Below are 26,809 nucleotides of genomic sequence, written 5' to 3'. Positions count from 1 at the left end.
AGTCCAGCGCCATGCTCGCCCTCTCCGCGAACGGCGCTCTCCCCAAAGTTGATTTCGCGGTCGTTGACACCGGCTGGGAGCCACAGGCCGTCTACCGTCATCTCGACCGGCTCGAACGCGAAATAGCCGAACCGGTCGGCATACCCGTCCTCCGAGTCTCTTCGGGAAACATCCGAAGCAACGCCCTCGACCTCGCCCCCTGGTGCACAGGGAACCGGCTGCTCGGGCAGGCGTTCCTGCATCGCTCCCGCGTCCCCCTTGACCAAGCGCCCATCGATCAAGTCACCGCCGCTGAGTGGGCGGTGCGCCAGCAGGAGCTCGACGACCGCGACGCTGTCGTGGAGGAGTTGGAGACCGGGGTGGTCGACGGCTGCTCGCCGTGGGCCTGTCGCGGAGTCGAAACAGAGCCGGTGCAGGTCGGCTTCGGGCCCGCCAAATGAGACGGATCGTTCTCGACCTGTTCGCCGGCCCCGGCGGCTGGAGCCACGCGCTCACCGTCCTTGGCACGCGCGACGTGGGCCTGGAATGGGACGAGTGGGCCTGCAAAACCCGTGCGCGGGCTGGCCAGTTGACGATCCGCACCGATGTCGCCGCCTACCCTGTGTGGATCTTCTCCGGCCGGGTGATCGGGCTGATCGCTTCTCCGCCGTGTCAGGCGTGGAGCATGGCCGGCAAGCGGCTCGGCTTGGTGGACCAGCCGCTTGTCCACCAGGCCGTCGCCGACCTCGCTGCCGGACGCGATACCCGCGAGCAGCTCCTTGCGTCCTGCGCGGACGCGCGCTCGCTGCTGGCCGCCGAGCCAATGCGTTATCTGCACGCGCTGAACGCCGTGGGCGAACCCGAATGGGTGGCGATGGAGGAGGTTCCCGACGTCCTGCCGCTGTGGAAGCAGTACGCGGCCGTCCTGCGCGGCTGGGGCTTCTCGGTGTGGACCGGGATCCTGAATGCCGCCGACTACGGCGTCCCCCAGACCCGCAAGCGAGCGATCCTGCTCGCCTCCCGCGTCCGCACCGCCGGGCCGCCTCCGCCCACACACGCCCACGCCGCCGAGCCCGAGGGACTGTTCGGGCCCGGACGAGCACGGTGGGTGTCGATGGCCGAAGCACTCGGATGGGGCCGGACCGACGCTCCGGTACCCACCGTATGTGCCGGCGGCGGCCCGGGAGGCGGGCCCGAGCCATTCCCCTCCGGCTCGCGCAAAACCCTCACCTACGCCCGCGACCGCGGTATGTGGATGCCCCGTACCAGCACGTCCACCGTCACGGCAACCCGCCGGGAGGACGCCGGGCCAGCCGGATACCACGGCGCGCATAACGACCGGACTTCCGAGGCACCGGCGCTCGTGGGCACTGCCGGGACACGCCGCTGGGCATGGTCGCTACGCAGCAACAATCAGACCAACGCCACGGTTCGACCGCTGTCCGAGCCAGCCGGGACGCTGTTCTTTGGACACCGCCCCAACGAGTGCGCCTGGATCGCCGAGCCCACGGACACGGCCGAAGGCAGCGAAGCGGTTGCCGTACCGCCCCCGATCAGGATCACCGCCCAGGAGGCGGGCATTCTTCAGACCTTCCCACCCGACTACCCGTGGCAGGGCAACAAGGGCCAGCAGTTCTCCCAGATCGGCAACGCCGTCCCCCCGCGCCTGGCCGCGCACCTACTCGCCCCCCACCTGGGCACGCCGTTCAACCCCGACGACTTCACGCTCGCCGCCTGATGCCCCGCACTTCCAGCTTCGACGAGGACGAGCCAGACCTGGAACGGGTCCGATCGCCGCGCCCGGTCCACTACGCCGAGCAGGCCCTGCTCGGCGCCCTCCTCCTCCAGCCGGCTCGTCTGGCCGACACCGGCCCGTTGGACGCCGACCACTTCGACAGCCACCACCGCGCCACCCTGTTCACCGCGATCCGCGCCCTGCCGCCGCCCGATCCCGAGGACCACACCAAGGACACCGCCTGGCTCAACCAGGTCCTGGCACACGCCCTACCGAACGCCCCGGGCCTGACCGCCTCGTACATCCACGGACTCATCCAGTTCTGCCCCGAGCCCAGACACATAGCCGCATACGCGCGCATGATCCGTGCCGACCACGCCCGCCGCCTGGTCGCCCGGCACGCCGAACGCCTCGCCCTGACCGCCGCCGAAGCCGCTGGGCCGGACCCTGCGACCGACCTCCTCGCCCAGGCCGACGTTCTCAGCCGCGTCCTGGACGACCTGGCCGGCCAGTTCGCCGCGCACCCCGGCTCCCTGCCCCGCACCCAGCCGCCCGTTAGAGCCATACGCCCGGCCGCCGAGGAGGACCTCGGCGAGGAGCGCCTCCTGCTCGCCACCGCCACCGCCTATCCGCAGGAGGTACGGCACATGCGGTGGCTGCTGGCAGACGACTTCGTCCTGCCCCTGCACGGCGCGCTCTGGAGCTGCGTGACCGCGCTCGTGCACCGCGGCGACATGGTCGACCCGGTCACCGTCCTCGGCGAGGCACAGCACCGTGGCCTGCTTACCGACACCTTCGCCTCCCGCGACCTGATCAGCCTGCTCTCGACACCGGCTGGGCCACCCGAGTACTGGGGCGAGACGGTCCTCCTGCGTGCGCTGCTCGCCCGCGCCCACACCGTCGCGACGCGGATCACCGCCTACACCGACGACCCCGCCAATACTCCCCATCAGCTGATCACCGGCAGTCGTCGGGCTTTGGCCGACCTCCAAGCCTTGCGCACCCGCTGGAAGAGCGCGATCACGCCACGCCCTCGTCCGGCCAGCGGGCAGTCGGCGCGCGCGACACCCATGCCCCGGGCGGCCAGTCCGCCCCACCAACCCACCCTGACCAGCGTCCGAATCCACCGATGATCCGCAGCCGGTCCAGCCCGAAAGGAGCAGCCAACTTCCCATGCCCGACGCTCCCCTTGGCGCACGCGTCGTCTTCGATACACACCCGGCCCACGCCAGCGCCGTCGTCGCGACCGTCACCGGTTCCGACCACCACCTCACCCGTCCGCTTCTGACCGAGTTGGGCTTCGAGCCCTACGACGAGCACACCTTGGTCCTGGTCCGGATCGACCGTGAGGAGCCGTACTGGGCCGGCCGAGCCGAGAAATCATTGGCCGTCACAGGCGTCACCACAGTGATCACCCCCGAACTGCGCGAAGCCATCTCCGACAACGAGGAGTGGTCCTGGGCCAACCACCCCATGTCCCGGCTCACCCGCAGCGAGATCCGCGACGTCTCAAATGAGGCGCAACTGATCTACGACGACATCCGCAAGGACCGCCTGCTCATCCACGCCCATGCCGAGGACGGTGGCACCGTCGTGGCGGTCGGCACCTACCGCGACAGCGGCACCAGCGTCTACCTGCACGGCGAGGACCATCTCCGCTTGGTCGCCGGCACCTTCGACACGCCCGCCGAAGCCCAAGCCGCCTTCGTTCGCGCCCACGGTGACACCCTGCGCCCCGGCCCCGCGCCCATCACCGATACCGAACGCCAGGCCGCTCACGCCCGCACCAGCCTCGACCTCGGACCCGTGCCCGCTCAGGCAGCGTCGTCCCTGGAGCACGTTCCCGTCTACGCCGCCGACCCCGGCAACCACAACGCGCTGTTGAACACCTTCCTCGACCACCAGGGCGATTGGGAGAAGTACCGGACCTGGGAAGACCACACCACCGTCGCAACCCACGAGTCCCTCACTCTGCGGATCCTCTTCGACCACAATGCAGGTCCCCGCGATACGCGATGGACGATGGCCGCCTACGAGAGCCCCGTCGGCGAACGCATGTGGCACATGATCCTCACACCCACCGTTCCCACCCCCGTTCTCAAGACCCTCCTCGACGCCCTAGGCGCCGGGGAGGCGTGGGAAACAGCGCTCGGAAGCCCGATCACCGACAAGCACGTCAGCCAAGCCACCCAGCCGCTCACCGCCGCCGGCTGGAAGCCCACCCTGGACGGACGCTGGCTGCGCTGGCAGACCCAACAAGGCGACGCTGGCCTCCAGTTCGATGCTCTTGCTGCCCACAACCCCCACAGTCCCCTGCCCACCTGGACCTTCTGGGCTGGCCCCAACCCCGACCGGCCAACCTGGACCATCCACTCGTCCACCTACACCCCCGCCGGACTCCTCGCTGATCTCACCGAGGAGCTTGCGCACGGCACTGGAACCCGCCAAAGAGTCTCCGGCCAAGTAGTTCGGCCCGCCCATCGGATCAGTACCGAGCGGGCGCCCGATTCCCAACCGGTTACTCCTCTACGGAACCAACGCCGCTGACTCAGCCGACCTCACCCTGACGGTGGGGACGCTGTGGCGGTGTGGGCAGGCGGTCCCGCGTGGGCGGTTACGGGGGAGACGTATGTGCCGATGCTCCGCTACTACCGCCAGCCGCTGTGGCTCGCTCCGCTGCTGCCGTTCACCGCGTTCCTAAATCTCCTGATGACGGTGGACTCGGTGGTGCTGTGTCACCGAGACCGGGGCGCGGCGCGGAAGGGGCAGACGTACGTGCGCCCGGAGGCGGCGCCGGACCGGCGAACGGCCTGACTTCCCAGCGACGCCCGGGCGATACGCTGGAGAGCCGGACAACCAGCCTCCCGGGTAGGAGACTTGCCCTTGCCGCAGCTCGCCCTCCTGCACACCTTCTGGACCGACTACGAGCAGTTGGACAAGCCCGTCCGGACCGGGGTTCGCAAGGCGATGGCCAAGTTCCAGTCGCTGACGGTGGCGGAGCTGTACGCGGACAAGGGGCTGGGGCTGTCCGTCGCACGCATGGCCCGTGATCCGCGGATGAGGACGATACGCATCACGGCCTTCTGGAGGGGAGTGCTCCTCGCGCCCGACGACGGAAGTGAGACCTTTCTCCTCCTTAAGGTGCTGCCGCACGACGCGGCCCTGCAGTGGGCCGCCACCCGGCTCTTCTCCGTGAACTCCGCGATGGGAAGCCTGGAGGTGCGCAACGTCGAGGCCATGGAGCGACTGATCACTTCGCAGCCCGCCTCCGACGCTCCGACGACTCTCTTCGCTCAGTTCTCCGCCACCATCCTCACAGAGCTGGGCATCGACGGCCAGACCCAGGAGGCCATCCGCACCATCACGGACAGAGCGCAGTTCGACGCCTTCCAGCCGCTGCTTCCCGAGGACCAGGGCGAGGTGCTCAAGTACCTCGCCGAGGGGTTCGATCCCGCGGAGGTCTACCAGAACGTCGTCGCTCCCCGGCGGCCGACGGACGCGAACTCGTCGGCTTTGGCGAGCCTCGCGGATGCCATCGCCCACACGAGCGACCGGATCACCCTTTTTTCGGAAGCCGGGGAACTGGAGGAGATCGCTGGCAAGCCGCTGGTCGCGCCACGAACGGGAGAGTCGGTCAGCGCCTCCGGGCGGGGCGAGCGCAAGGACTACCGGTGTGAGCGGCTGCCCCTCGCCGACGGCGGGCAGGCAGATGTTTTCGAGGCGGTGCACAAGCCCAGCGGCAGGGTTGTCATCCTGAAGAAGCTGAAGAGTAAGAATCCGTCCGCACGTCAAGTTGCCCGTATGAAGCGAGAGATCGAATTCGGGCGCAACCTGACCGGAAACCCGCACGCGATGCCGATCCTGGACTCCGATCCCAAGCACACCTGGTTCGTCATGCCGTACGCGGAGGCCACCGCCGAGAACTGCCGAGAGGAGTTCTCCGATGATGCGGCCCTGCGGGAGCTGCTGGAATCGCTCTGCGTGGTCCTCGCGGTGGCGCACCGCATAGGGTGGATACACCGGGACATCAAGCCAGCCAACGTCCTGCGCCTGAACGGCCGCTGGGTCCTGGCGGACTGGGGGATCGCGCGGCGGCCCCTGGGGCAGACGACCGATCCGCAGCGGACCCGCGTGGGGGTCTTCCTCGGCTCCGAGGGTTTCGCGGCCCCCGAGCACTACAGCGACGCCCACCGCGCGGGCCCCACCGCCGACATCTACAGCCTGGGACAGTTCATCGGATGGGCCGTCACGGGTGACATGCCCCTCGTGAACGTCCCGTTGCTCCCCAAGTCGGGCCCCTGGCGTGCGATCGTCCGGGAGGCGACCCATAGGGACCCGGAGCGACGCCCGGCCACAGTGTCCGCCTTGCTCGATTTCGTCGCGCAAGAGCTGGACGAGCCGGCAGAGCCCGTTGCACTGCGCGGCGAGCACCTCCAGCGGGAACTGCTCACCGGGTCGACGGGGGCAGGGTCGGACCTCTTGACGCTGGCCGCTACGCATCCCGACGACGCGGCTCTCTATTTCGACGTCCTGATCAAGGTTCCCGTCGCCTCGATCATGGCGGATCTGCTGGCCGACGCCGCTCGTGCGGTCGAGGTCGTGTCTGCAATGGCGACACTCTTCGGTTCCGACGTCTCCCACGGTTCCGAGGAACTCGGCGCCACCGTCAGATGGCTAACCGATATCGCCGAGGAGGCGGCCCAGGCGAGGGAGCTCGACCTCCTGGAAGCTTCCTGCGGTGGCGCGTTCGAATGGATCCCCCTCCTGGACGACCAGAGCGGCCAAGCCGAGGGCTTCTCCTGGTGGACAACCCTGAGCGGGGACGCCGCCAGCTCAGTGGCGGCGATGCTGCGACAGCACCCGGATTGCGTGACGTACTTCGGCCGCCTGGCGCACAACTTCCGCGTCGATCACCGGATTCGCGCGGCCATCGCCCAGCAGTAGACCGGTCCCGCGGCAGTTGGCGCGGTTCAGCACCGCAGTGATCAAGGAAGCCTCCGCCACGACCGCAGTCGGCTCGTCGTTGATGAGCCGGAACCACGGCTTCATCCGGAGTCCGGCAGCGTACAGGAGCTCCCGGCGGGTCTCGTAGTAGTGACGGACGAGGGTGAGCGGCGGCATCAAAGTCGCTATGCCTGGTGGAACGTCACCCGCGCGATTCCGTGACAGCCACCGCTCCGGCTCCTCGCTGGGCCGCCCCTGGACACCGGATGCCGACAACTCCTGAGCGAAGTGAAGACACCGCAACTACTTTTAGAGACATATGTTTCTCGGCGAACCCGTTCAATAATCGCCGAGACGGATCGCGGGCTGCCGAGAGTAGCGGCAGCCCGCCTCAGCGGACGCTAAGGAACGCCACCTGGCAAAGCACGGTTCCACGCGGCTAAGGGCTCGGCCGGCAGGCCAGTGGTTGCCAATCCCGATGGCAATCTGGATCAGTTCCTACAACACCAGCCGACCGAGCCTCCCACTGCTGAGTGGAGTGGGGCCACGACGCTTTCCCGTTCCGCTTCTCGTGCAATGGCCGTGCACATTCTCAGCCAGCCAGACGGGAATACTAGCGGGCCGGTCTCTCATGAACTCCGGCCCTATGCCATTCCAGACGCCCCATCGGAATTCTCGCTCCCGTCGAGCTCATCGTTCTCAATCTTGACCACCGGATCACTGCTGGAGTCAGACAACTCCAGGTCGAGCCAGCCTTTGAGCCGAGCGTAGGCCAGACGCAGGAGGACGTCAGCACGCTGATCCATGAACTGCGGATTCCACTCGTCTTTACGCTGACCCAGCGCTCGCAGGTGCGGGAGGTAGCGCGACATGGCCGCTAGATCTTCGGTAGTCTGCGCGAAAGTCAAGCCAGAACTGTTAAGGATCGACTTGGCGTCCTCGGCCGTCGGGGCACCGAGTGCCGCATACAGAACCTTCTTCTCGGTCCAAGGCCGCGAGCTGAGGGACGTATTGGCAGCACCTGGCGCCAAGACAAGGTTACCCAGCTTGTGGACGGTCTCCTTATCGTCATAGAACTCCTGGTCCCACCCACCCGTGGCCTGCTGCGGTGCGATGTGTTCGATTGTGAGGTGCGTATCGTCCTCCCAACCGTCTGCGGTGAAGCACGAGGCGATCCCCGCCTTGCCCTGGATGATCAGTCCTGGATTCCCCGGATCTTCGATTGTGTCATGGTATGCCGCCAGAAGAAGGAAACGTGTCAGCGGGCGGCTAATCCTATAGAGTGGCAGCGCCGAAGCAAATGCCAAGAATGACGCCAAGTTCGGGACGCCGCCATACTTAGGGTGCGACAAACGCGCCGCAAGTTCCTTCTTCAGCGCCTCAGCGTCGACGATCGGATCAGGCTTTGATGCATCGGGCACTGCCCACTGCCGAGCGAGTGGTCCAATGCCCGTCAGCGAGTCGCCGGCCATTACCGCCCGATACTGACTGTCGATGTTGCCCGTGCCGCGGCGGGTTGCCCGCCAGAAGACCGTGAAGGCAGTGATCGCTTTGATCGCCTTCTCGAACTCGGCGATGCTCTTGGCCCTCGCTTCCCCCTCTTCCGCCTGAACAGCCTCGGAGTAGAAGCGCACGAGCGGTGCGATGGCAATGGTGTGATTGAGCGAATTGAGGAAGGCCAGACACAACTTCACGGTGTCCGTCATGGCGGTCGCTTCTAGCCCGGCTAGTGTGCGAGGAGAGTTGGCCGCAGGATCCCAGGTATTCCCGATAAAGGCAGCGGTGTCGCTTAGGTGGCGCAGGTACGCGCTCCGATCACCAGCCGAGTCCTTGTGGCGCTCAAAGGTATCGCGCATATAGACCCGCTGATCCGGGAGACGCTTGGAAAGCTTCTTCCCCGTCTCTGCCAACGCGAAAGTGACCAACAGGTCTCGGGTTGCTGCCTGAAGCTTATCTCCGACGTCGAAATGGTCGAGGTACCCCTGAACCGCCTTCATGTACGCGTATGCGCCCGATTCCTGGTAGTCCTCAATCTTTTCTGCCATGACCACCCGGGGGAGGAAGGTCTCGAAGGCGGTCAGAGGCTCACCCGTAGTGTTCAATGACTCGAAGATCGTGAAGGCGTAGTCCTCGTCCTTACCTTGCACGACCGTCAAAGCAATGCGGTTCAAGCCATAGGCAGCAAACATGACGAGTCGCATCAGCTCAGCCTCGGGCTCGTCCTGCAACTGCCCCAACCAATTGCAGAGCTCTGGGTCGAGTTCATGGTTGAAGAGCGCACGCTGGAACTCGATGCCGGTAGCAAGGGTTGCCAGCGGCGGCAGATCCTCCAGCTCTTCGATAGACTTTCGCTGCGACAGCTTGGTCAGCGCATTGCGGATCTCGTTGAACCTCTTGATGAGATCGGCTTCACCGTCACCCGCATTCTCTCGCGCCTTCGGCTTGAAGTCCGTCGGCTTAGAAGATGGCAGCTCACCGTCGGCTAGCACCGAGTACCTGTAGATAAGGTTGGCGATCGGCGACTCATACTGCTTGAGCTTCTCATCCTTGGCCCACTGGTCCACAAAGGCTCGAATGAGGCGCGGGTAGATCGGCGTAGTTCCGAAGTTCTTTCGCTCGTAGAACGCCGCCCCAAGCATCTGGAGGATATTGATCGTTTCCGCGTAAAGGGCAGTGCGAGCACTATCGGTCGGATCCGGCGTCTTTCCTTTGAATACCCCCCACGCCCGCTGACGAATGAGGTTATGCAAGCCGACGAGCAGGATAAGAAGGCTCGACAGGCGCTGCTGCCCGTCAATAACGGTAAGGACCTTGGACGGGACCTCGGGCTTGACGATCGGCTTCACCGTGACGTGGTTGACGTCATGGATGGTGATAACGGTCCCCAAGAAGGTGAAGCTGTCCGGCGACTCACCTAGATTCTTGAGGCCATGCAGTGTGTCGTCGAGCAGTTTCTCGACTTTGTCTTTGCCCCAGCCATACGGACGCTGATAGGGCGGAAGGTAGAGACCCAGGCCGTTATCAGACAGCAGCTCGCGGAGGCTCTTACTCTGAGCCTCGAATATTTCCTTGGCCTGCGTAGGCATGCGTAGTCCCTGTTTCGTTCAGCGGGTTCGGTCAGATCGGATGCGGCATCACGCTGGAAGGATCTGCGACCCACAACTCGGCTCAACGGTCGTGTCGTTGATGTCGCGAAGCGCGATGACAGCATCGAGGAAACAGATCAGGCCCTCGAACTCGGCAGGCCGATTAAGGCCGCGCACGACGCCATCGAGAAGGCGTCTGATCTTGGGTAGCTGCAGCTGCACGCGCACTGATACGGAGAAATATAGAGTCCCTGACTGGGCTCACCGAGGAACCGAGAAACTGACAACGCGCCGCATCAAAGTTCTCTAGATTTCCCATGTCCCCGATCTCTCTCCGTTACCGTTCTGTGCCGGTGGGTGAGGCGTCACTCATGGTCGCACACGAGTGGTCGGCAGAGGTAGCAGGAGCGACATGCGCCCATGATGCCTCACATGTGACGTTGCATCACTCCATCACAGGGGAGCTCGACTTCTCGTGGGCGAGTGGGCTGCGCCTCTTCGAGTGGCCGGGGACAGAGGCTGGGCAAGGGCGCAACGGCGAGCGGGACAAGCTTGATTGAGTTGGGAAAGCAACAGCGGCCCCAGCTCGTGCTGCTGGGGCCGCTGTATATGGTTGCGCGTCAGAGGTGGCAGACGGAGCAGCCGGCCTCGTCGTCGTCGGAGTCGAGCGCGTCGGAAAGAACCTCTAGCAGGGGGCGGTTGGGCTTGATGCGCTTGGCCGCACGGTCAAGGGCTGCCTCATGCTTGGCCTCGATCTCGTCCTTGCGCTCTATCAGCTCCGGGAGCGACTCGCCCTGAGACCAGGTGTAGTTGCGGCCCTTCATGGCGGTGTGCCGGTAGCGGACCTTGTCCTCGTACTCGACAGCGCGGTCGAAGAGGTCGGGGTGGCGTTCCTTGAGGCCGACCCATTCGTGCTTGCGTTGGAAGAAGCAGAAGTAGCAGCCGGAGCGTGTGCGCCACTCGTAGTAGTCGGGCAAGCCGATGCCGGCCTCGTCGAGGATGCGCATGACGCCGTCCTTGTCGATACCGTCCTCGCGGAAGGGGAAGACGGCATCGATGTTCGGCTTGGTGCTGACATAGCCGAGGCGGTTCTCGTCGGCGCGGATGGCGACGTAGGAGATGACCTTGTCGTCACCGACCCAGTCTTCCAGGGGCTTGATCTTGAGGTTCTTGGTGCACCAGCGCATCTGGGGGCTGGGCAGGGTGCCCTGGTAGACCTCCATCCAGTGGTCGAAGTCCCGGTCGGCGTTCAGCCTCACGATGGACTTGCCGAGGGCAGCCTCCAGTCGGTTGAGGTACTCGTAGGTCTCGGGCAGTTCGGCGCCCGTGTCGCAGAAGAAGTACTCCATCTCCGGGACTCGGTTGCGCATGTAGACGGCGAGTGCTGAGGAGTCTTTGCCGCCGGAGATTCCGAGTACGTGCCGGGCCTTCTGGGTGTCGGCTCCGTCGGTCATCCCTGTGCCTTCCTTTCACTCGCTGCTGCCGCGGCATCGGTCACCCGCTGGGCCAGGGCCGCGAGCAGGATCCTCGCTCCGTCCGGTCCGAGGGCCTTCTCTGCCTGCTTCAGGACGTCGGCAGCAAGGCCGTCGGCCTCGCTGCGGGCCTGCTCCGGTACGTAGATCAGGGTGCGTTGTTCCACGCCGGCGCTATCCGTCAAGGTCAACAACCGGGCGTCGAGTTTCTCTTCCCGGCCGCGGACGTCATTCCCGGCGTGGTGCAGATGTCCGACGCGGTCGAGAGCGGAGGCCATCGACCGGGCCTTCTGCGGGAAGACCTTGGCCTCGCGGTCGTCCCAGTCGCCGAGCGCGAGGTTAGTCAGGCGTACGACGATGGGCTCAAGCCAGTCGTCGTCTTCCAGGTCATCGCTGAGGACGAAGTCGACGAAGCCACGCAGTTCCGGGGTCAGCACCGCGCCGGCAAAGCCGCGCAGCCGGGCGGAGAGCTGTGTACGCAGCTCCGGCAGAACCGCCGGCAGGCGGAACTCCTTGGCAAGAACACGTACGACCTCGGTGCGCAACTGGCTGTCGATGGCGACGAGTTCGTCCGCTGCCGCAGTGAGCCGTTCGACGTAGGTGTTCGCCGTTTCGGCGTTGGCACGGGTACGGGCCGGGATCTCTGGCAGGCCGAGTGCCTTCGGCAATGCGTGGAAGATCAGGTCGTCAGGGTCCTTCGCCTGGACGATCGTCGTGCGTACAGTGCTCGCGTCGGCGGAGATGTTCTTCGTGTTGCGGGCGTACTTGTGCAGGTCGGCCACGCGCGTGATCAGTGCGCTGGCCACCGCGAGGAGGTCTGGGTTACGCAGGGCCTTGGACCGCGGTGCCTCCACGCCGAGCGAGACCATCAGCTTCTTGATGATGCTGCCGCGCTGTCCGTCTCCAGCCGGTGTGTACTTCACATCGAAGCGCGCTGCGCTCTTGACGAGGCGTTCGACCGCGTCGATGGTCAGCCGGGGAAGGTAAGTGCCTTCCTCGAACAGGGCGATGTCGTGGCGGCGGATGACCAGGGCGGGGACAAGGAAGACCGGGATCACGCCGGACTTGAGCCCGAAGGGCGGGCTCTTCAGGACACGGATGACCTCTTCCATGTTGACTCGGTCAGTGGCCCCGGTCAGTACCTCGTTGAGGGCGTTCCAGGCGGGCTGAGCGTGCTCGTGGCCCTCGCCGGGTGGGGAGAAGCCGTACGGGAGCAGGCTCTCGTGCTGGATCTCGGCCTGCACCCCGTTTTCGCGGTGCAGGCCGAGGTAGGCCAGGACACCGCTGTAGATGGCTCGTTCGGCCCTGTACCCGGTGAGGCCAAGGTTTTCCTCGCCCGAGGCAGAGAGCATGGCCGTCAGCAGTATGCCGCGGGCCTGGGCGGCCTGGCTGGTCAGGACGTGTCGGCCGAGCATTTCGTTGCGGATGTGCGGGGTGTCCGGGTACACCGATTCGCAGGCGAGGGAGACCAGGCCGCTCAGGCTGCGGGCCGTCAGGCCGGCGGCGGCGGGTTCTTCGCCAGGGGCGATCCCGGTGTGCCACAGACTCCAGGACGCTTGGGAGGACGGGGGGTAGAAGGTGTCCTGCAGCAGCTCCAGCAGTTCGGCTTCGGCCTGCACGAGCCGCTCGATGACTTCCCGTCGAGCGACGTGGTCGATGTCTTGCTGAGTGCTGAGTTCCTTCAGCGCGACGAGGTAGGTGGCCGTGGTCAGCACGACGTCGGGGTCGGGGATGGTACCGACGAGTACAGGTAGAGGCGAGTGGACGTCAGGCCGGTCGCCGTCGGTGCCGAGGTGGAAGACGACGAGGCCGTCGGCAGGCTCCTTGAGCTCGTCCGGGGCAGCCACGGTTTTGGTCGCGGGGCCGCTGACTGCGGTGTAGAACACGCGCATCATGCCAGTCACCTGGCTGTGACGGCCGGCTACGAATGCCTGCGGGACGAGGCTGCCGAGCCGGTCGATGACCGCAGCGTCGTCGAAGTGACTGATGATGTCCTTGAGTCGGCCGTCGATGTCGACGTCGGTGCCCTGCCAGACCCGGTATTCGCCGCTGAACTCTCGGTGGACGACAAACCCCCGGCGCACGAGGTCGGCGAGGCGCTCTTCGAGCGCGGTGAAGGCGTCGGGGTCGGCGACGTCGGTAGGGTCGTGGAGGGCGAAGTGGATCATCGGCGCGGTAGCACTGAGGGCCCCGTCGGAGTCGATCAGGTTGAGGACGCCGATGGTCTTCAGTACATCCTGGTCAGCGTCCGGGAGCCCGTTGGCGTCCCGGATGCGCGAGTCGACTTCGATCCACTTGCTGGCGTTGGCGGAAGCGAGCAGGGTGGTGCGCCCGGAATTGAGGAAGTAGTCGTACAGCTGCGGCAGCCGCACCGTGCTGGCATGGTCCACCTCCGGGTCGCTGTGCCGGGACAGCGAGTGGCGGACGGTGTTGGGCTCCCCGCTGTTGAGGAAGCCGGACAGGCTGCGGTCGTGCTGGCCGATCTGGGCAGCAAGGGACGGCGCGGCCAGGGCCGTGATGGGGTGCAGTGGGTAGAGGTCCGCGAAGTGGTCGGGGCCGAGTTCGGCTAGGACGCCGAGACCGTGCTGGGTCCAGATCTCAGCGGATGCCTCGGCGGACGCGGTGATCAGTGCCTGACCGGCAGAGTTGACGGCCGAGCGGTCGAGGCGGCGGCGTAGCAGGTGCAGGGAGTCGCCGTGGTGAGGGACGAAAGTGATGTCTTCGAAGCGTCCCTGGATCTTGGCCCATTCGCGGGTCTTGAGTTCACTGGACCGTGAGGCGTAGTCCATGAACGACAAGTGCTGCAAGGTCATCAGATAGACAGGCAGCCCGTTGGGTCCGGCCGCTCGCTCGGCAAGTTCCTGCAGCAGGAACAGGTCGTGCTGGGCGTCCGCGAACTCGTTGTGGCCGGCGAGGTGTTCCAGCGTCTTGCCGAACTCGTCGATCACCAGGAGCAGTGGCTGCTGCCCGTCCGCGGTCAGCGCAGTGACAGCTCCGAGAATCTCCTTGGCCCCGGCCCGGTCCGGGTCGGCACACGCGTCCAGGGCGGTGGCAATCGCCTTCGGGACGCGCTTGCCCCAACGTCGCGCTGCCGCTGTGTGCAGGGCTCGGGAGAGGGTGGCGACCACGGATTCGCGGCGCGCGGTGGCCACGCCGCCAAGGAACCCCTCCTGGGTAATGGCGTCGCGTGCTGTGGCAAGGCGGTGGGCAAGGGCAGGACTTGCCTCTTCGAGGATGCGCTCGGCCTCCCTGCGCCGATTGGCATCCCGTCCCAGCAGCGCGTCGATGATGTTGGACAGGGTGGACTTGCCGGAGCCGTAGGGGCCGGTGAACGACCAGGCGCGGGTGCGGCGTTGATCGGCCAGCGCGCTCGCGATGCGTTCCAGAACGTCAACCGCCCGGGCGCCGATATAAGGGTCGTGCAGAGCATCCTCGACGTCGCGTTCGAGGTTGGTCGAGCGCATCTGGGAGCCGACGAGTTCGATGCCGGCGGGGAACTGCGGGTCGGAGTTCGACGGGTTGCCGGGGGTCCGCGCAGGGGTTGCGGTGGTCACGCGGTCTCCTCAGCAAAGAGTGTGTCGGTGGTGTCGGCCGTGTCCGTGGCGTCGGTGGACTTCGCTTCGAGTTCCTGCTGCTCGGCCTTGGCGAGCTCGGGGAACTTGGCGGCCCACTCTTCGCGGGTGGGGAAGCCGGGGCGGCGGGTAACGAAGTCGTACTGCTCGTCGAGGATTTCCCAGGCCAGATCGAAGGGATCCGTCGTGTAGGCAAGGCTGCGCTGCCCCACGGCCTCGGTCAGGTTGAGCTTCGGGTGGTCGGCGGCGACCTTTTGCAGCGCCGTGACGATCTCGTTCTCCCGGACGCGGAAGGCGCGTCCCGGGGAGCCCGGCTCATTGGCGAGGCGCGCCACGGAGATCGAGTTGGCCTGGCGAGAGAACTTGGCGGCGTAGTCGAGGCAGGCGTAGGCCAGGACCCGGGCGGGCAGCGAGGTGCGGTGCCCGCTGGTGAACTGCCACTCGGCCTTGCCGCGTGTCCCGACGAAGGTGAGCAGGTCAAGGTCGCGGAAGGGACAGGCAAGCAGGTCCTCGTAGCTGCCTGGCGAGCCGGCCTTCTCCGGGGCGCTGCGCGCGTACATCTTGGTGAGGCAGTCGATGTCCCGGACGATCGACGTCTCTTCCGGGTTCTTCTTGTAGGAGAAGTTCACATGCCGGGTGACCACCTGGGTCATGTCCGCGACCGTGAACCGGGAAAATGGCGCGAGGTGGAATGCCGTGTACCAAGTCGGGGCGTGACTCTTGGCCCCGGGGCGGGACGAAACAAGCCACCAGTGCAGCAACCACAGGCTGCCGTTCTCCTCCAGATAGGGGTCCGCACCATGCCGGTCGAGGAGCCAACGTGCTTCCCAGGTCGGATAGGAGAACTTGGCCTGTGTCCCCGTCCCCGGAGAGATCTCGCGGGTCAGCTTGAACGCGCGCGACCAATAGCGCATGGCGTTGACCATGTTCTTGCCCACGCCGAACGACACCGGTGCACCGTCCGCGAGGAACGCGCCCTGATCATCTTTGACCTGCAGATAAGCCTTGTGCAGCCAGCCGAAGCGGGGCGCGAACGTCTCGTGTCGCGCGAAGGCAAAAAGGGCGGCTTCCCCAAGCCGGCTGTCTGACATCTGGGACCTCTCTGTGTCCAATGCGATTGCTCTAACGAGGTTGGTAAACGGGGTAACGGTCAGCGGGGGCTGTCGGCTTCGGCCATCGCGGCCCGAACCTGCGTCACGGCGCGTTTGACGGCCTGCGCGGCGTACGCGATCTCGGCTTCCGTGGTGGCATAGCCCAGCGAGAAGCGGATCGTGCTGTCCGCGTCCGCCCGCGACAGGCCCATGGCCAGGAGCACGTGGCTCGGCGTGGGAGCGCCGGACGCGCACGCGCTGCCCTCCGAGGCAGCGACCTCGGGCATCGCGGCCAGGACCGCGTCCGCAGGCACTCCGGGAAAGGTGACGCTCGTCACGCCCGGCAGGCGCCGATCTCGTCGGCCGTTGATCCGGGACTCGGGCAGGGCGTCAGCCACAAGGCGTTCGAAGCGGTCGCGCAGCGCCTGAATACGCTCGGCCTCCTCGCCGAGTCCGCGCGCCGCAGCCTCAGCCGCCGCACCCATGCCGATGATCCCCGCCACATTCAGCGTGCCAGCGCGCCACCCCCGCTCCTGTCCGCCGCCCACAAGGAGCGGCCGGTGCGGGAGGGAGGACCCCCGCCGCACATACAGGGCGCCGGCTCCCTGCGGCCCCCCGAACTTGTGGGCCGACAGCGACAAGAGGTCAACGTCAAGTTCAGCAACGTCCACGGGGAGGCGTCCCATGATCTGCGTGGCGTCCGTATGGATCAGCGCACCGGCTTCACGGGCTGCCTTGGCCGCGATACGAAGATCGGTGAGGACGCCGGTCTCGTTGTTCGCCGCCATCAGGGAGACCACGCCCCCACGACGCGCGGCAAAGACCTGATCGAGGGCGTCGAGATCCACCAGGCCGTCACCGCCGACCGGCAGCAGTACAAGATCCTCGGGGCTCCCAGCGGTAACCGCGCGGGCTGTCTCCAGGACGGCCGGGTGCTCAACGGGGCTTGTAACCAAGGGGTTTCCAGCAGTGAATGCGGCCCGGAGGGCCAAGTTATTCGCTTCGGTCGCTCCGGACGTGAAGATGATCTCGCCGGACGAGCAGCCGAGAAGGTCGGCTAGCTGACGGCGGGCGACGTCGACCCGATGAGCGGCCTGCCGTCCCGGTTGGTGCATGCTTGACGCATTGCCGACCGAGTGCATGACCTCAACAACTGCCGCAAGGGCCTCAGGGCGGATCGGGGCAGTGGCATTGTAGTCAAAATAGGACACATCGGAGCCACTCGGCTCGCTCATTATCTGCCACCCCGCCTCGCTCGTGTCGCACACCAATGTACTGCTGGCGGAAAGCCTCTCCCGCATCCGGGGTTCCACCAGTAGCTCGCGATGATCCTAGCCGCGCGCCGAGATCCACTCTTTGAATCACTCGAACGCGTGGTGTCGCAAGCCATTTACCGAACAGGTGTTCCATATTACGGATGGATGCAAATAGCCCGCAGCAAGATCCTCATCTTGGCCGAACGCGTCGGGTGCAGAGCCGTCAAATGCCTCTGCTGGCTGGACTTTTCGCCTGTTGGCCCCCCGTTGTCAGTGGCCCCCTTTAGTGTGGTCCGCACGCTGCAGCGTTGCGGTCACAGCAACGCTGGGGCGGTGCTTGGCGTGCTCGAACTGGGGGTGGAAGTTCATGACGACAGCCGCTTCGGCCGCGGACGCGTGCGGGCTGGAGCCTGCCGCCGGGCAGGTGGGGCAGTGACGACCTGGTCGCCGGGGATGCCCTTCAAGGCACTCCTCGCGGACGCACCTATGGCATACATCCGGGCACATCTCGGTGAGCAGCTGTGCGCTCTGCTAGACCTGATCGAGGGGGGCACGGCGGGCGACGACCGCCTTCGGGCTGTCGCGCCAATCGCCATCGACGCCGAGCGCCTGGTTGCCGTTGCTGCTGAGCGTACTGCCCTGTTCGCCCTGATTCCGGGCCCCAAGCAGGTCGAGCTCGCGCAGCGCCTGGGCTCGCTTGGGGACGAAGGTGCGCCGCTGGACTATCTACAGAGCCTGAAGTGGACGGCCGACGAACGCCGTGAACTCCTGGAGTTCCTCGGCTTCACGATCGACCGGGTGCCGCCCCTTCCGACGGCGTTCAAGCAGGAGACGGGTCCGGAGTACGGCTTGTTCCCGCATCAGCGTCATGCGGCGGCCCGGGTCAAGGAACTGCTGTACAACGGCTCGCGGCGGACGGTGCTGCACCTCCCCACGGGCGTGGGCAAGACTCGAACGGGCATGAGCCTGATCTGCGACCATCTGCGGCAGCATGAGCCCACCGTGGTGGTGTGGCTGGCCCACGGACAGGAGTTGCTGGAGCAGGCCGCCGTCGAGTTCGAGCGCGCCTGGTCGAAAGTGGGCGACCGGCCGGTCCCCGTCCTGCGCGTCTGGGGCAGCGCCCCGGTAGACCTTGCAGAGATGGCCGACGGGCTGATCGTACTCGGCCTGGAGAAGGCGGTCTCGGCGGCCAAGTCGGATCCGCAGTTCCTGGCCACTCTTGCAGCACGCAGCACGCTGACGGTCTTCGATGAAGCACACCAGATCATCGCGCCCACGTTCCAGCGGGTGGTGGATGAACTGACGATCCGGCATGATGCGAGCCTGCTCGGGCTGACCGCCACCCCGGGGCGTACGTGGGCCGACATTTCCAAGGATGAGGAACTCTCCGACTACTTCTCCCGGCAGAAGGTCATGCTGGAGATCGAGGGCTACACCAACCCGGTCACAGCTCTGATCGACCAGGGCTACCTGGCCAAACCGCTGATGCGGACAGTGGCGTCCGAGGCTGGCATGCACCTGTCCGCCCAGGAGCAGCAGCTCCTTGCGCGGTCGTTCGACATCCCGGCCGCCATGATGGCCGAGCTCGCGCGCGACGAGCAGTGGAACCTCAAGATCGTCCAGACAATCACGGAGCTGCTCCAGCAGCAGCACCGGCGCATCCTGGTGTTCGCCGCCTCCGTGGATCACTGCCGGCTGATCGCAGCGGTGCTCTCCGCTGCCGGCTTCGATGCCGAGTTCGTGACAGGTGAGTCCTCCCCGCGGCATCGCAGCCAGGTCATCTCACGGTTCAAAGGGGCTGGTCGACGCCCCATGGTGCTGTGCAACTTCGGCGTCTTGACGACCGGCTTCGACGCACCAGCGGCCAGCGCGGCAGTGATTGCCCGGCCGACAAAGTCCCTGGTCCTGTACAGCCAGATGGTCGGCCGCGTCATCCGCGGTCCGAAGGCCGGCGGCACGGACACCTGCGAAATCGTCACCGTCGTGAACCCGGAACTTCCCGGGTTCGGCGACGTGGCCGAAGCATTCACTAACTGGGAAGACGTATGGGAGACAGCGTGACCAGCGACGGCAGCAACTACCGGATCGTCAGTCCCGCGCTAACCGTCAAAGCCATGCGGGACAGCGGCTACAAGAACACCGCCTACGCCCTCGCCGAACTGATCGACAACAGCATCGACGCCAAGGCCAATCTCGTGGAGGTCTTCGCCTGCGAGAACCCCGTACAGGTCGGTTCCCGGACCAGCCATCGTGTGGAGACCATCGCCGTACTCGACAACGGTCACGGCATGGAGCCCCCGCAGCTGCGGCGTGCTCTGAAGTACGGCGACGGACAGGGCGCCGACCCCGGCCGCATCGGGCGTTTCGGTATGGGGCTGCCCAACTCCAGCATGTCGCAGTGCACCCGGCTCGACGTCTGGTCATGGACGAACGGCGCGGGCAACGCCATGCACACCTACCTCAGCCTGGAAGAGATCGAAAAGGGGCTGATCGACGACGTCCCCGATCCCACGCGCGATCCGCTGCCCGGTTACTGGCGGGACCTCAGTGACGGGCTCGGGGACACCGGCACACTCGTCGTATGGACCAACCTGGACAAAGTCAACTGGTACGGGGCCGCGGCCACCCTGAAGAACACCGCCGATTTGATCGGCCGGGTCTACCGACACTACCTCGACAAGGGCCGCGTCGACATCCGAATGGCGCCCGTCCGCGAGGGCAAGGTCGTGGACGGCGAGTACCACGCCGTGCCCAACGATCCGCTCTACCTGATGGCGCCGACTTCCACGCCAGAGCCGTTCCATATCAAGCAGATGTTCATGCCCTTCGCCATGGGCAGTGAGTCCGAGCCTGGCGTGATGCACTTCCCTGTGCTCTACGAGGGCCAGAAGCACAACATCACGGTCCGGGCCTCCATCGCCCGGCCTGAGGCCCGCCGTGCCGACGTCGAGGGCCATCCGTGGCCGGAAGGCATCAGTCGTACGCTCGACTCCGGCATCCTGCCCTGGGGCAAGCACGCCCGGCGCAACGTCGGTATCTCGCTGGTGCGCCAGGGCAGGGAACTGGACCTCGACGCGTCGTGGGCCATTGGGTACGACCCGACGGAGCGGTGGTGGGGTATCGAGGTTGCGTTTCCGCCGGCCCTCGACCCCATCTTCGGTGTGACCAACAACAAGCAGAGCGCCACCGTCTTCTCCTCCCTGGCCCACTTCGACTGGAAGGCCCACGCCGAGGCCGGCGAGTCCTTCAAGGACTTCAAGGAGCGTCTGGCGGAGCTCGGCGATCCGCGCCTTCCTCTGATCGACCTCGTGCTCTACCTGGGAGAGAAACTGCTGCCGGCGATCCGGCGCCAGCTGAAGCAACAGACGATCGGGACCCGCAAGAGCAAGAAGCGTCATGACGATGACGTCGCCTCCAAGGTCACGGACACCGTAAAGCGCCGCAGCGAGGAGGGTTACACCGGCAAGACCGACGAATTGGAAGAAGGAACGACTCCCGAGGCCAAGCGGCAGGAACAGGTCGCGGCCCTCACCCAGCGGCACCACCTGGACGAGGACACCGCCCAGTCCATGGTCGATGAGTCCCTGGAGAAGGATCTCCGCGCACGGTGGATCTCCAGCTTCCAGGACACCTCCGCTTTCTTCAGCATCGACCTCATGGCTGGCATGCTGCAGGTGATCTTCAACGAGAAGCACCCCCTGCACGCCCAGCTCATGGCCGTCCTCGAAGACGTACCCGAGGACGCGGATGTCAACGACCTGCGCGACCGGCTCGACCGCGCCGCCGACACCTTCAAGCTGCTGCTCTTCTCCTGGGCCCGGATGGAAGACGAGACCTACCCCGACCGCGACCGCGAGCGTATCGCCGACGCGCGCCGCGAATGGGGCCGGTACGCCCGCGACTTCGTGGACGGGAAGGCCGACTGAGCGTGCTCGAACCCGGCCACATCTGGCGGCAGATCGAAGAGCTGATGGCGGGCGCCCATGGACGGGTAACCCTCGTGGCGCCTTTCATCAAGCGCGAGGTCCTTGCGGCCGCGTTGTCCACCCTCCCCGCCACTGTCGAGAACATCGAGTGCATCACGCGCTGGGTCCCCGCGGAGGTGGCGGCCGGGGTGTCCGATCCAGAGATCATCGAGCTCGCCGAGGAGGACAAGCGACTGCGCGTCGCGCTGTGCCCGCCCCTGCACGCCAAGCTGTACCTCGCTGGCGAGCGCTGCCTGGTCGGGTCCGCCAACCTAACCGGGAAGGCAACCGGGCGCGTCTCCAATGCCAACATCGAGATCCTGGTGGAAGCGCCCGCGGCCCATCCGGAAATCGTCCGCGTGCTCGCAGAGATCGAGGCTCGCGCGGTCGAGGCCACTCCCCACATGGCAGCGATGGTCAGAAGTCAGGCTGATCTACTCAAGGAAAAACGTCCGACCGCCCCTGACCAGCCAAATACGGAAGCCCAGCAGGGCTGGTACCCCGTCACGCGACGCCCGGAAGCCCTCTACCCGTACTACTGCGGGCGTGCACAGTTCGGGCGCTCCGTCGAAGCGGCCATCCTGCGGGACCTCGCGTTCCTCGGCATTCCGGCCGGCCTGTCCGAGACGGAGTTCTCCGACTTGGTCGAGAGCCGACTGCGAGAGATCCCCGCTCTCCATCCGCTCGTGGCCGGTGACCGCCTGAGTAATGTGGAGTTGCAGCACGCCCTGCAGGAACAGACCGGTATGACCGACGAGCAGGCCCGAAGGACCACCGAGACCATCGCTGCATGGCTTCGACACTTCGGTCGCTTCTACACCGACGTCGGGACATGGGAAATCCGGCACGGACAAGAGCTGGCCTAACCGTCGGCAATCGCGCCGGCCTCGGTTCTGGGGCCGGCCTCCGACCTCGGCACTCTGCTTCCCAACGAGCGCCACCACCGTCGCCCGACCGGATACGCCTGGGTGCTGGCAGGCCCGCCTAGGATCTCTGCAGACAGCCCGGCAAGAAGGCGGTGCCCACGTGGCGGTCACCTAACAGGATCGTTGGTGTGGGGAAGGTATTCATGTCTCAAGCGCAGGTCCCGTACTTGCTCGGGCACTCTGAGATTGCTTCCCTCTTCACGGTCGAACGTCAGACGTCGCAGAAGTGGCGTACAGAAGGCACGCTTCCCGAGCCTGACCTGGTCGCTTCCGGGAATCCATACTGGTTGCTCACGACGGTGCTCCAGATCAACGATGACACCGACCGCCGGGCTGATCATCAACAACTCGCGTCCTACAAGGATCGCTTCCCCAACGGCCATGACGTACAGGGCAAGGAGCACCTACCTGTCATCCTCGGCACCCAGGAGGTAGGCCGCGTCCTCGGTAGAGACGCGCAGGCCGTCTCTCGGTGGCGCAACCGCCGACAGATCGCCGAGGCCGACCTGGTCCTGTCCGGTTCCCCTCTCTGGCTCCTTGAGACCGTCCTGGACGACGCACACCAACGGCAGCGAACCATCGACCTTGGCGAGGTTGCCAAGTTGCGCGCAGGGCAGCGCGCCCCTCAGAAACCTCGCGGACGCAGACGCAGCGCCCCCGCCACGCCACCGCCGCAACCGCTACCCGGTGCCCGGACGTTTTCCGCTGCCGACGAGGCCGCCGCCTCCGAGTTCCTCGTATCAGTGCTGGCCCAGGGTTACTCCGTCGTCATCAAGCCTCAGCGCTAGCTAGATCGTCGCTCCCGACACGCGATTACCGACGTCCGTGCACGGCAATTGCCGTTGTTCGCTGCCAGCTGCGAGAGAAACACTTGATTCCATCAGGCCGAGTCCATACTGTCTCTCATATGTCGATCTTGCAGCAGACCACCGGAGCCCACAGCGACGACGCCACCGACGCCACCCCTCAAACTCCTACCCCCGAGCTGAATCGCCGTCCCATGAAGGTCGTTTCCTACGGAGGCGGAGTCCAGAGCACCGCCCTGCTCGTGTTGGCCGCTCGTGGGGAGATCGACTTCCGCACTTTCCTCTTCGCCAACGTCGGCGACGACAGCGAGCACCCGGCGACCCTCGCGTACGTTCGCGACATCGCCATCCCATACGCGGCACGTGTGGGACTGGACATCCACGAGCTCAAGCGACGCCGACGCGACGGGGCCACTGAAACGCTCATGCAGCGGCTGAACCGGCCGGACACCCGGTCGATTCCCATCCCGGTCCGCATGGCCAACGGCGCACCTGGTCGCCGCAACTGCACAGCCGACTTCAAGATCAAGGTAGTCGGGCGGTGGCTTCGGGAACACGGCGCCACCGCCGACGACCCGGCGGCAGTGGCCATCGGCATATCGCTCGACGAAATCCATCGCGCCAACCGTCGGCGGCGGGAAGCACACGAGGTCATCGAATACCCTCTCCTCGACCTCGGGCTTCGCCGGGACGACTGCGAGCGTGTCATCGCTGAGGCCAGTCTGCCTGTGCCGCCCAAGAGCTCCTGCTTCTTCTGCCCTTTCCGTACCGTCGGCGCCTGGCGCCACCAGCGTCGGCACGAGCCGGAGTTGTTCTCTCAGTCGGTCCGGCTGGAGGAGACGATCAACCGACGGCGGGCCGCACTCGGACGGGATGCCGTGTATCTCACGCGGTACGGGGTCCCGCTCGCTCAAGCCATCCCCGACAAGAATCCCGGGGAAGTCGACGCCGATGAGGACGAGGGGGCATGCGATTCCGGCTGGTGCATGACCTGATACGTGCCGAGCAGGCCACGGTGGGTGGGCCCGAAGCCATGGCTTCGGGCCCACCCACCGTTTGGCTCCAGGACTGCCGGTATACCGCCGTGGGGCACTGCAGGTGGCGGAATCAGAGCTCGGGCGGCTCGCCGGGCTGCAGGTGGAGAACGGCGAGGTACTCGCCGTAGGGCATCTCTCCGTCTACCCAGCGGCTGCCGCCTGAGGCGTCGGGAATCCACATGCCGTCGAGGAGGTACTTGTCGTCGAACTCAGCGACGCGGTCCTTCTTCACCGCTGCCGCCAGGAGCAGCTGCATCCCCAGCATCAGCATCGTGCAGGCTTCCTTGACCGCGCAGACCTCGGCGTACCCTGTGGGAAAGACCTTCCCATCCTCGTCGCTGTCCGGCTCGGGGACGGACGCAGATCCCCGGACGGCCATCTCGTGCAGGGCAATCGCCTGAGTCACCGCTGCCGCCACCGACGTGTCGACGCCCGATACACCGTCCGGTGCGTGTGTCCGCAGATGGTCGGCGACCGCGCGAGCGTGTACAGGCCAGGCACCGACGTGTTGGTGCAGCTGCTGCTCGGCCGACTCGACGGCCGGCCCCGGCTCTGCCGTGTCCGGGTACAGCAACCGGACGAATCCTTCGAGCGCCGCGCGCAGGTAGCCGAGACGGATCTGGTGCTGCTGCCACTCCTCCATCATCTCCGTCCAGACGGCGTCGAAGTCGAGGCCCGCCGAGCACATGCCGCCGTCGTCGTACGACATGTCGAACGTCACCGTCCGCAGGCCCTGGGCGAGGCGCAGCCACTTGTAGGCCGTGTCCCAGCTGTTCTGCGCCCCGGGGGCTCCATTGACGGCGGAGGCGTGCTCCACCCAGTCGGTGAGTTCACGGACGTGGTCCTCCGGCTCGGACAGCGCGAGGGTCGGCAGCGTGCGATATGAGGGCAGGCAAGGGCCCTCCGTCTGGGGAGTGGTCATGGGTGCAGCGTGGCACACGGCACTGACAATCGCTCCATGCCGAGAGCCGGTGTGATGCTCAGGTGCTGGTGGTGCGCCGGACGAGCCGGTGGCCTCGCAACTCCCGTTCGCAGCGTACGAGTTCGCGTTCCCAGCCTTCTTCCGTGCCGATCAGGTGCGGGCTCTCGTACAAGCCGGCGCGCACCTCGGCGTCGGTGAGCCTGCGGTACTTGGGTGCGTCGGGGTCATCCTCGGCGAGGAACTCGTGTTTGCGGTGCAGCAGGGGACGGTTGGTGGAGTCCGCGTACGAAGTGAAGGAGGACTTGAGGGTCTTCAGGTCGACGGCGTACGAGGCCGCGATACGCGGGTGGGGATCCGAGTCGAACTCGGGATAGTCGAGCCAGCTGACACCACGGCCCTGGTGGCGGAGTTTGACGACAGACCACTCTCCGGGACGGCCGGCAGCGACGCTCGCGCACTGCTCGTACAAACGCAGCACGGCCGGGATCCGGTGGAGTGCCCGACGGTGCACATACAGGGCGGTCGCGGTGAACTTGCCGGCGATCGAGCCGTTCATCGCGCGGCGGATGTAGGCGTCGTCGCGCAGCTTGAACAGCAGACGATCGGCGCGCTGGCATGCCTCAGTGTATGAGGGGAAGAACGCACGGATGTCCAGCTGTACAGGCAGGGGCAGGCTGCTCACAGGGCCGCGGCCATGGAACAACTCCAGGGCGAGGAAGAGCAGTGTGTCGAGGGCTCCGCGTTCGGCGCTCCGTTCTACCTTGACGGGGTCTGCTTCCTGCTCGGCAAGGCGCTTCAGTTCACCGGGGCGCAGGTGGCCGAGCAGTCGGATGGTGGGCTGCGGCATTTCCTCAAGCTGAGGCATCCGGCCCCGCTGTTCGAGATGGGCGACGACCGAGGTGATCGCCGAGGCGGTGTCCTCGGACGCCAACCATCCCCCGTCCGGGGCAACCTGGCGGGCGAGGTAACTCAGGCGGGCCGCATCGTCCTTGAAGGCGTAGACGATGCCCGGTGCCGCCGACACGCAGCGGACGCCGGTTGCCTCCTCGACGTAGTCGCGCAGCTCGCCGGCGGCGTAGAGGTGCTGGAAGGTTCGGCGCTGGGTGAGGATGCCGTCGCCGTACTCCGTGCCTTTGATCTGGTTGCGCTCCCACCTCAACCGTGCCGACACCACGAGGACGGACTTCGTGAGTTCCCAGGCACTCAGGAGCGTGTCTCGTCGTTCGGCGGGATCCTCGATGACGTTCAGGACATACGTGAGCAGGACCACCTCGGCCGCCTTGCGGAGCCCGTCCGGGAAATGCACCGGGTCCCACCCTGTGGCATCGAGGCCGAGGTGCCCAAATGCCCGTACATCGCCGCCACGTCCGCACCCGTAGTCCAGCACTCCCGTGTCTGGTTCCAGCTGGAGATCGCCGACTGCCCGACGAGCCGGTAGCGAGAGGCCCACACGACCAATGGCAGTCCGATGCCTCTGGCTGCTCCAAAGCGGCTGTGTCATCGGCATCCCCTGATTCCACGGACAGGTCAGCATGCGACAGCACCGAACCTTACGGGACACCCACCTCGGAGATGCAGCTGACGCCGCGCTTCGCCCCCTCACTGGCCAGGACCACGATCTGTGTCAGGAGTCGTAGCTCCAGGCACGACCAGCCTGCCGAACTCTCAACGCGGATAGGCAGGACACCCGGCCGTATACGGTCCGTATGGCCCCAGCCAGCGAGGTGGTCAATCTCGTGCGAACGAGGCGGACAAGGCCGCGCGGATAGACGACGGTCTCCGGGGCTCCATCGCAGGACGCGCCCGTCGCAATGCCCCTCAAGGATCTAGGCACCTGGCCACGCACGTCGAAGAAGGGGCAGACACCCCTCACACTGCTCTTCGTCCTCCTCCGACGCGTCCGCGGCACGGGGTAAGACGATGGTGTCGTTGCTCCCGTAAGAATGACCCCCAGGTGCTCCCGCAGAATTAACCCCCCTTGATGATCTGGAGGGTGCTGAAAGTGGAGGACTGGGCCG

General features: G+C 66.1%; 18 protein-coding genes and 1 pseudogene. 11 read left to right on the top strand and 8 right to left on the bottom strand.

Annotation, left to right across the window (positions count from 1 at the left end; genetic code table 11):
* The first annotated feature begins 11 nt into the window (after positions 1-11).
* From ACZ619_RS41725 to ACZ619_RS41700, 6 genes and pseudogenes are all read left to right on the top strand, one after another.
* On the top strand, positions 12-440 hold the full coding sequence (locus tag ACZ619_RS41725) for a hypothetical protein (protein ID WP_469610894.1): 429 nt from the start codon (positions 12-14) through the stop codon (positions 438-440).
* Positions 437-1,717: a DNA cytosine methyltransferase gene (locus ACZ619_RS41720; protein WP_469610892.1), complete on the top strand. Its 1,281-nt coding sequence runs from the start codon at positions 437-439 to the stop codon at positions 1,715-1,717. The genes ACZ619_RS41725 and ACZ619_RS41720 overlap by 4 nt, the downstream gene beginning before the upstream one ends.
* On the top strand, positions 1,717-2,847 hold the full coding sequence (locus ACZ619_RS41715) for a DnaB-like helicase N-terminal domain-containing protein (protein ID WP_469610891.1): 1,131 nt from the start codon (positions 1,717-1,719) through the stop codon (positions 2,845-2,847). The genes ACZ619_RS41720 and ACZ619_RS41715 overlap by 1 nt, the downstream gene beginning before the upstream one ends.
* A gap of 40 nt (positions 2,848-2,887) precedes the next feature.
* A complete protein-coding gene (locus ACZ619_RS41710) occupies positions 2,888-4,261 on the top strand; it encodes an SPDY domain-containing protein (protein ID WP_469610889.1) in 1,374 nt (457 codons plus the stop codon).
* Positions 4,262-4,285: 24 nt separating this feature from the next.
* A pseudogene (locus tag ACZ619_RS41705) lies at positions 4,286-4,528 on the top strand (glycosyltransferase); the annotation flags it as partial.
* Positions 4,529-4,597: 69 nt separating this feature from the next.
* Entirely contained in the window at positions 4,598-6,658 is a 2,061-nt protein-coding gene (locus tag ACZ619_RS41700; protein ID WP_469610887.1) for a serine/threonine-protein kinase, read from the top strand.
* A 644-nt stretch (positions 6,659-7,302) separates the two neighbouring features.
* On the opposite strand, the gene ACZ619_RS41695 is transcribed toward ACZ619_RS41700, so the two are convergent.
* The 6 genes from ACZ619_RS41695 to ACZ619_RS41670 all read right to left on the bottom strand — a co-directional run bounded on the left by ACZ619_RS41695 (position 7,303) and on the right by ACZ619_RS41670 (position 17,114).
* On the bottom strand, positions 7,303-9,744 hold the full coding sequence (locus ACZ619_RS41695; RefSeq protein ID WP_469610885.1) for a DUF262 domain-containing protein: 2,442 nt from the start codon (positions 9,742-9,744) through the stop codon (positions 7,303-7,305).
* Positions 9,745-9,792: 48 nt separating this feature from the next.
* Positions 9,793-9,972, bottom strand: coding sequence for a hypothetical protein (locus ACZ619_RS41690; protein WP_469610883.1), 180 nt, complete (start codon positions 9,970-9,972; stop codon positions 9,793-9,795).
* Positions 9,973-10,364: 392 nt separating this feature from the next.
* Entirely contained in the window at positions 10,365-11,198 is an 834-nt protein-coding gene (locus ACZ619_RS41685; RefSeq protein WP_469610881.1) for a phosphoadenosine phosphosulfate reductase domain-containing protein, read from the bottom strand.
* Positions 11,195-14,770: an ATP-binding protein gene (locus ACZ619_RS41680; RefSeq protein WP_469610879.1), complete on the bottom strand. Its 3,576-nt coding sequence runs from the start codon at positions 14,768-14,770 to the stop codon at positions 11,195-11,197. The genes ACZ619_RS41685 and ACZ619_RS41680 overlap by 4 nt, the downstream gene beginning before the upstream one ends.
* Positions 14,767-15,879: a DUF4007 family protein gene (locus tag ACZ619_RS41675; protein WP_469610877.1), complete on the bottom strand. Its 1,113-nt coding sequence runs from the start codon at positions 15,877-15,879 to the stop codon at positions 14,767-14,769. The genes ACZ619_RS41680 and ACZ619_RS41675 overlap by 4 nt, the downstream gene beginning before the upstream one ends.
* A 59-nt stretch (positions 15,880-15,938) precedes the next feature.
* A complete protein-coding gene (locus ACZ619_RS41670) occupies positions 15,939-17,114 on the bottom strand; it encodes a cysteine desulfurase family protein (protein ID WP_469610875.1) in 1,176 nt (391 codons plus the stop codon).
* A gap of 453 nt (positions 17,115-17,567) precedes the next feature.
* Here ACZ619_RS41670 and ACZ619_RS41665 point away from each other — a divergent pair, with 453 nt between their 5' ends.
* The 5 genes from ACZ619_RS41665 (at position 17,568) to ACZ619_RS41645 (ending at position 23,827) form a co-directional block, all read left to right on the top strand.
* Positions 17,568-19,196 (top strand): DEAD/DEAH box helicase, encoded by a 1,629-nt coding sequence (locus ACZ619_RS41665; protein ID WP_469610873.1) that lies wholly within the window; start codon positions 17,568-17,570, stop codon positions 19,194-19,196.
* Entirely contained in the window at positions 19,193-21,061 is a 1,869-nt protein-coding gene (locus ACZ619_RS41660; RefSeq protein WP_469610871.1) for an ATP-binding protein, read from the top strand. The genes ACZ619_RS41665 and ACZ619_RS41660 overlap by 4 nt, the downstream gene beginning before the upstream one ends.
* Before the next feature lie 2 nt (positions 21,062-21,063).
* Positions 21,064-21,966: a phospholipase D family protein gene (locus ACZ619_RS41655; protein ID WP_469610870.1), complete on the top strand. Its 903-nt coding sequence runs from the start codon at positions 21,064-21,066 to the stop codon at positions 21,964-21,966.
* A gap of 203 nt (positions 21,967-22,169) precedes the next feature.
* Complete coding sequence (locus ACZ619_RS41650) at positions 22,170-22,814, top strand: hypothetical protein (protein WP_469610868.1); 645 nt, start codon at positions 22,170-22,172, stop codon at positions 22,812-22,814.
* Between the two features lie 212 nt (positions 22,815-23,026).
* The gene (locus ACZ619_RS41645; RefSeq protein ID WP_469610962.1) at positions 23,027-23,827 is read left to right on the top strand and encodes an adenine nucleotide alpha hydrolase family protein; all 801 of its coding nucleotides are present in this window, start codon (positions 23,027-23,029) and stop codon (positions 23,825-23,827) included.
* A gap of 112 nt (positions 23,828-23,939) precedes the next feature.
* Here the strand turns inward: ACZ619_RS41645 and ACZ619_RS41640 are convergent, their stop codons facing one another.
* Entirely contained in the window at positions 23,940-24,791 is an 852-nt protein-coding gene (locus ACZ619_RS41640; protein ID WP_469610866.1) for a hypothetical protein, read from the bottom strand.
* 58 nt (positions 24,792-24,849) lie between these two features.
* Positions 24,850-26,292 (bottom strand): DNA phosphorothioation-associated putative methyltransferase, encoded by a 1,443-nt coding sequence (locus ACZ619_RS41635; protein ID WP_469610960.1) that lies wholly within the window; start codon positions 26,290-26,292, stop codon positions 24,850-24,852.
* Between the last annotated feature and the right edge of the window lie 517 nt (positions 26,293-26,809).

The organism is Streptomyces sp. NPDC104367 (assembly GCF_055583825.1).
This window is presented reverse-complemented; position numbering and strand designations above follow the sequence as displayed.

What these genes read in the sequence shown, in the direction of transcription:
- ACZ619_RS41725 (WP_469610894.1), top strand. Translation starts at nt 12, where the DNA reads ATGCTCGCCCTCTCCGCGAACGGCGCTCTCCCCAAAGTTGATTTCGCG.
- ACZ619_RS41720 (WP_469610892.1), top strand. Translation starts at nt 437, where the DNA reads ATGAGACGGATCGTTCTCGACCTGTTCGCCGGCCCCGGCGGCTGGAGC.
- ACZ619_RS41715 (WP_469610891.1), top strand. Translation starts at nt 1,717, where the DNA reads ATGCCCCGCACTTCCAGCTTCGACGAGGACGAGCCAGACCTGGAACGG.
- ACZ619_RS41710 (WP_469610889.1), top strand. Translation starts at nt 2,888, where the DNA reads ATGCCCGACGCTCCCCTTGGCGCACGCGTCGTCTTCGATACACACCCG.
- ACZ619_RS41695 (WP_469610885.1), bottom strand. Translation starts at nt 9,744, where the DNA reads ATGCCTACGCAGGCCAAGGAAATATTCGAGGCTCAGAGTAAGAGCCTC.
- ACZ619_RS41685 (WP_469610881.1), bottom strand. Translation starts at nt 11,198, where the DNA reads ATGACCGACGGAGCCGACACCCAGAAGGCCCGGCACGTACTCGGAATC.
- ACZ619_RS41675 (WP_469610877.1), bottom strand. Translation starts at nt 15,879, where the DNA reads ATGTCAGACAGCCGGCTTGGGGAAGCCGCCCTTTTTGCCTTCGCGCGA.
- ACZ619_RS41670 (WP_469610875.1), bottom strand. Translation starts at nt 17,114, where the DNA reads ATGAGCGAGCCGAGTGGCTCCGATGTGTCCTATTTTGACTACAATGCC.
- ACZ619_RS41650 (WP_469610868.1), top strand. Translation starts at nt 22,170, where the DNA reads ATGTCTCAAGCGCAGGTCCCGTACTTGCTCGGGCACTCTGAGATTGCT.
- ACZ619_RS41645 (WP_469610962.1), top strand. Translation starts at nt 23,027, where the DNA reads ATGAAGGTCGTTTCCTACGGAGGCGGAGTCCAGAGCACCGCCCTGCTC.
- ACZ619_RS41640 (WP_469610866.1), bottom strand. Translation starts at nt 24,791, where the DNA reads ATGACCACTCCCCAGACGGAGGGCCCTTGCCTGCCCTCATATCGCACG.
- ACZ619_RS41635 (WP_469610960.1), bottom strand. Translation starts at nt 26,292, where the DNA reads ATGACACAGCCGCTTTGGAGCAGCCAGAGGCATCGGACTGCCATTGGT.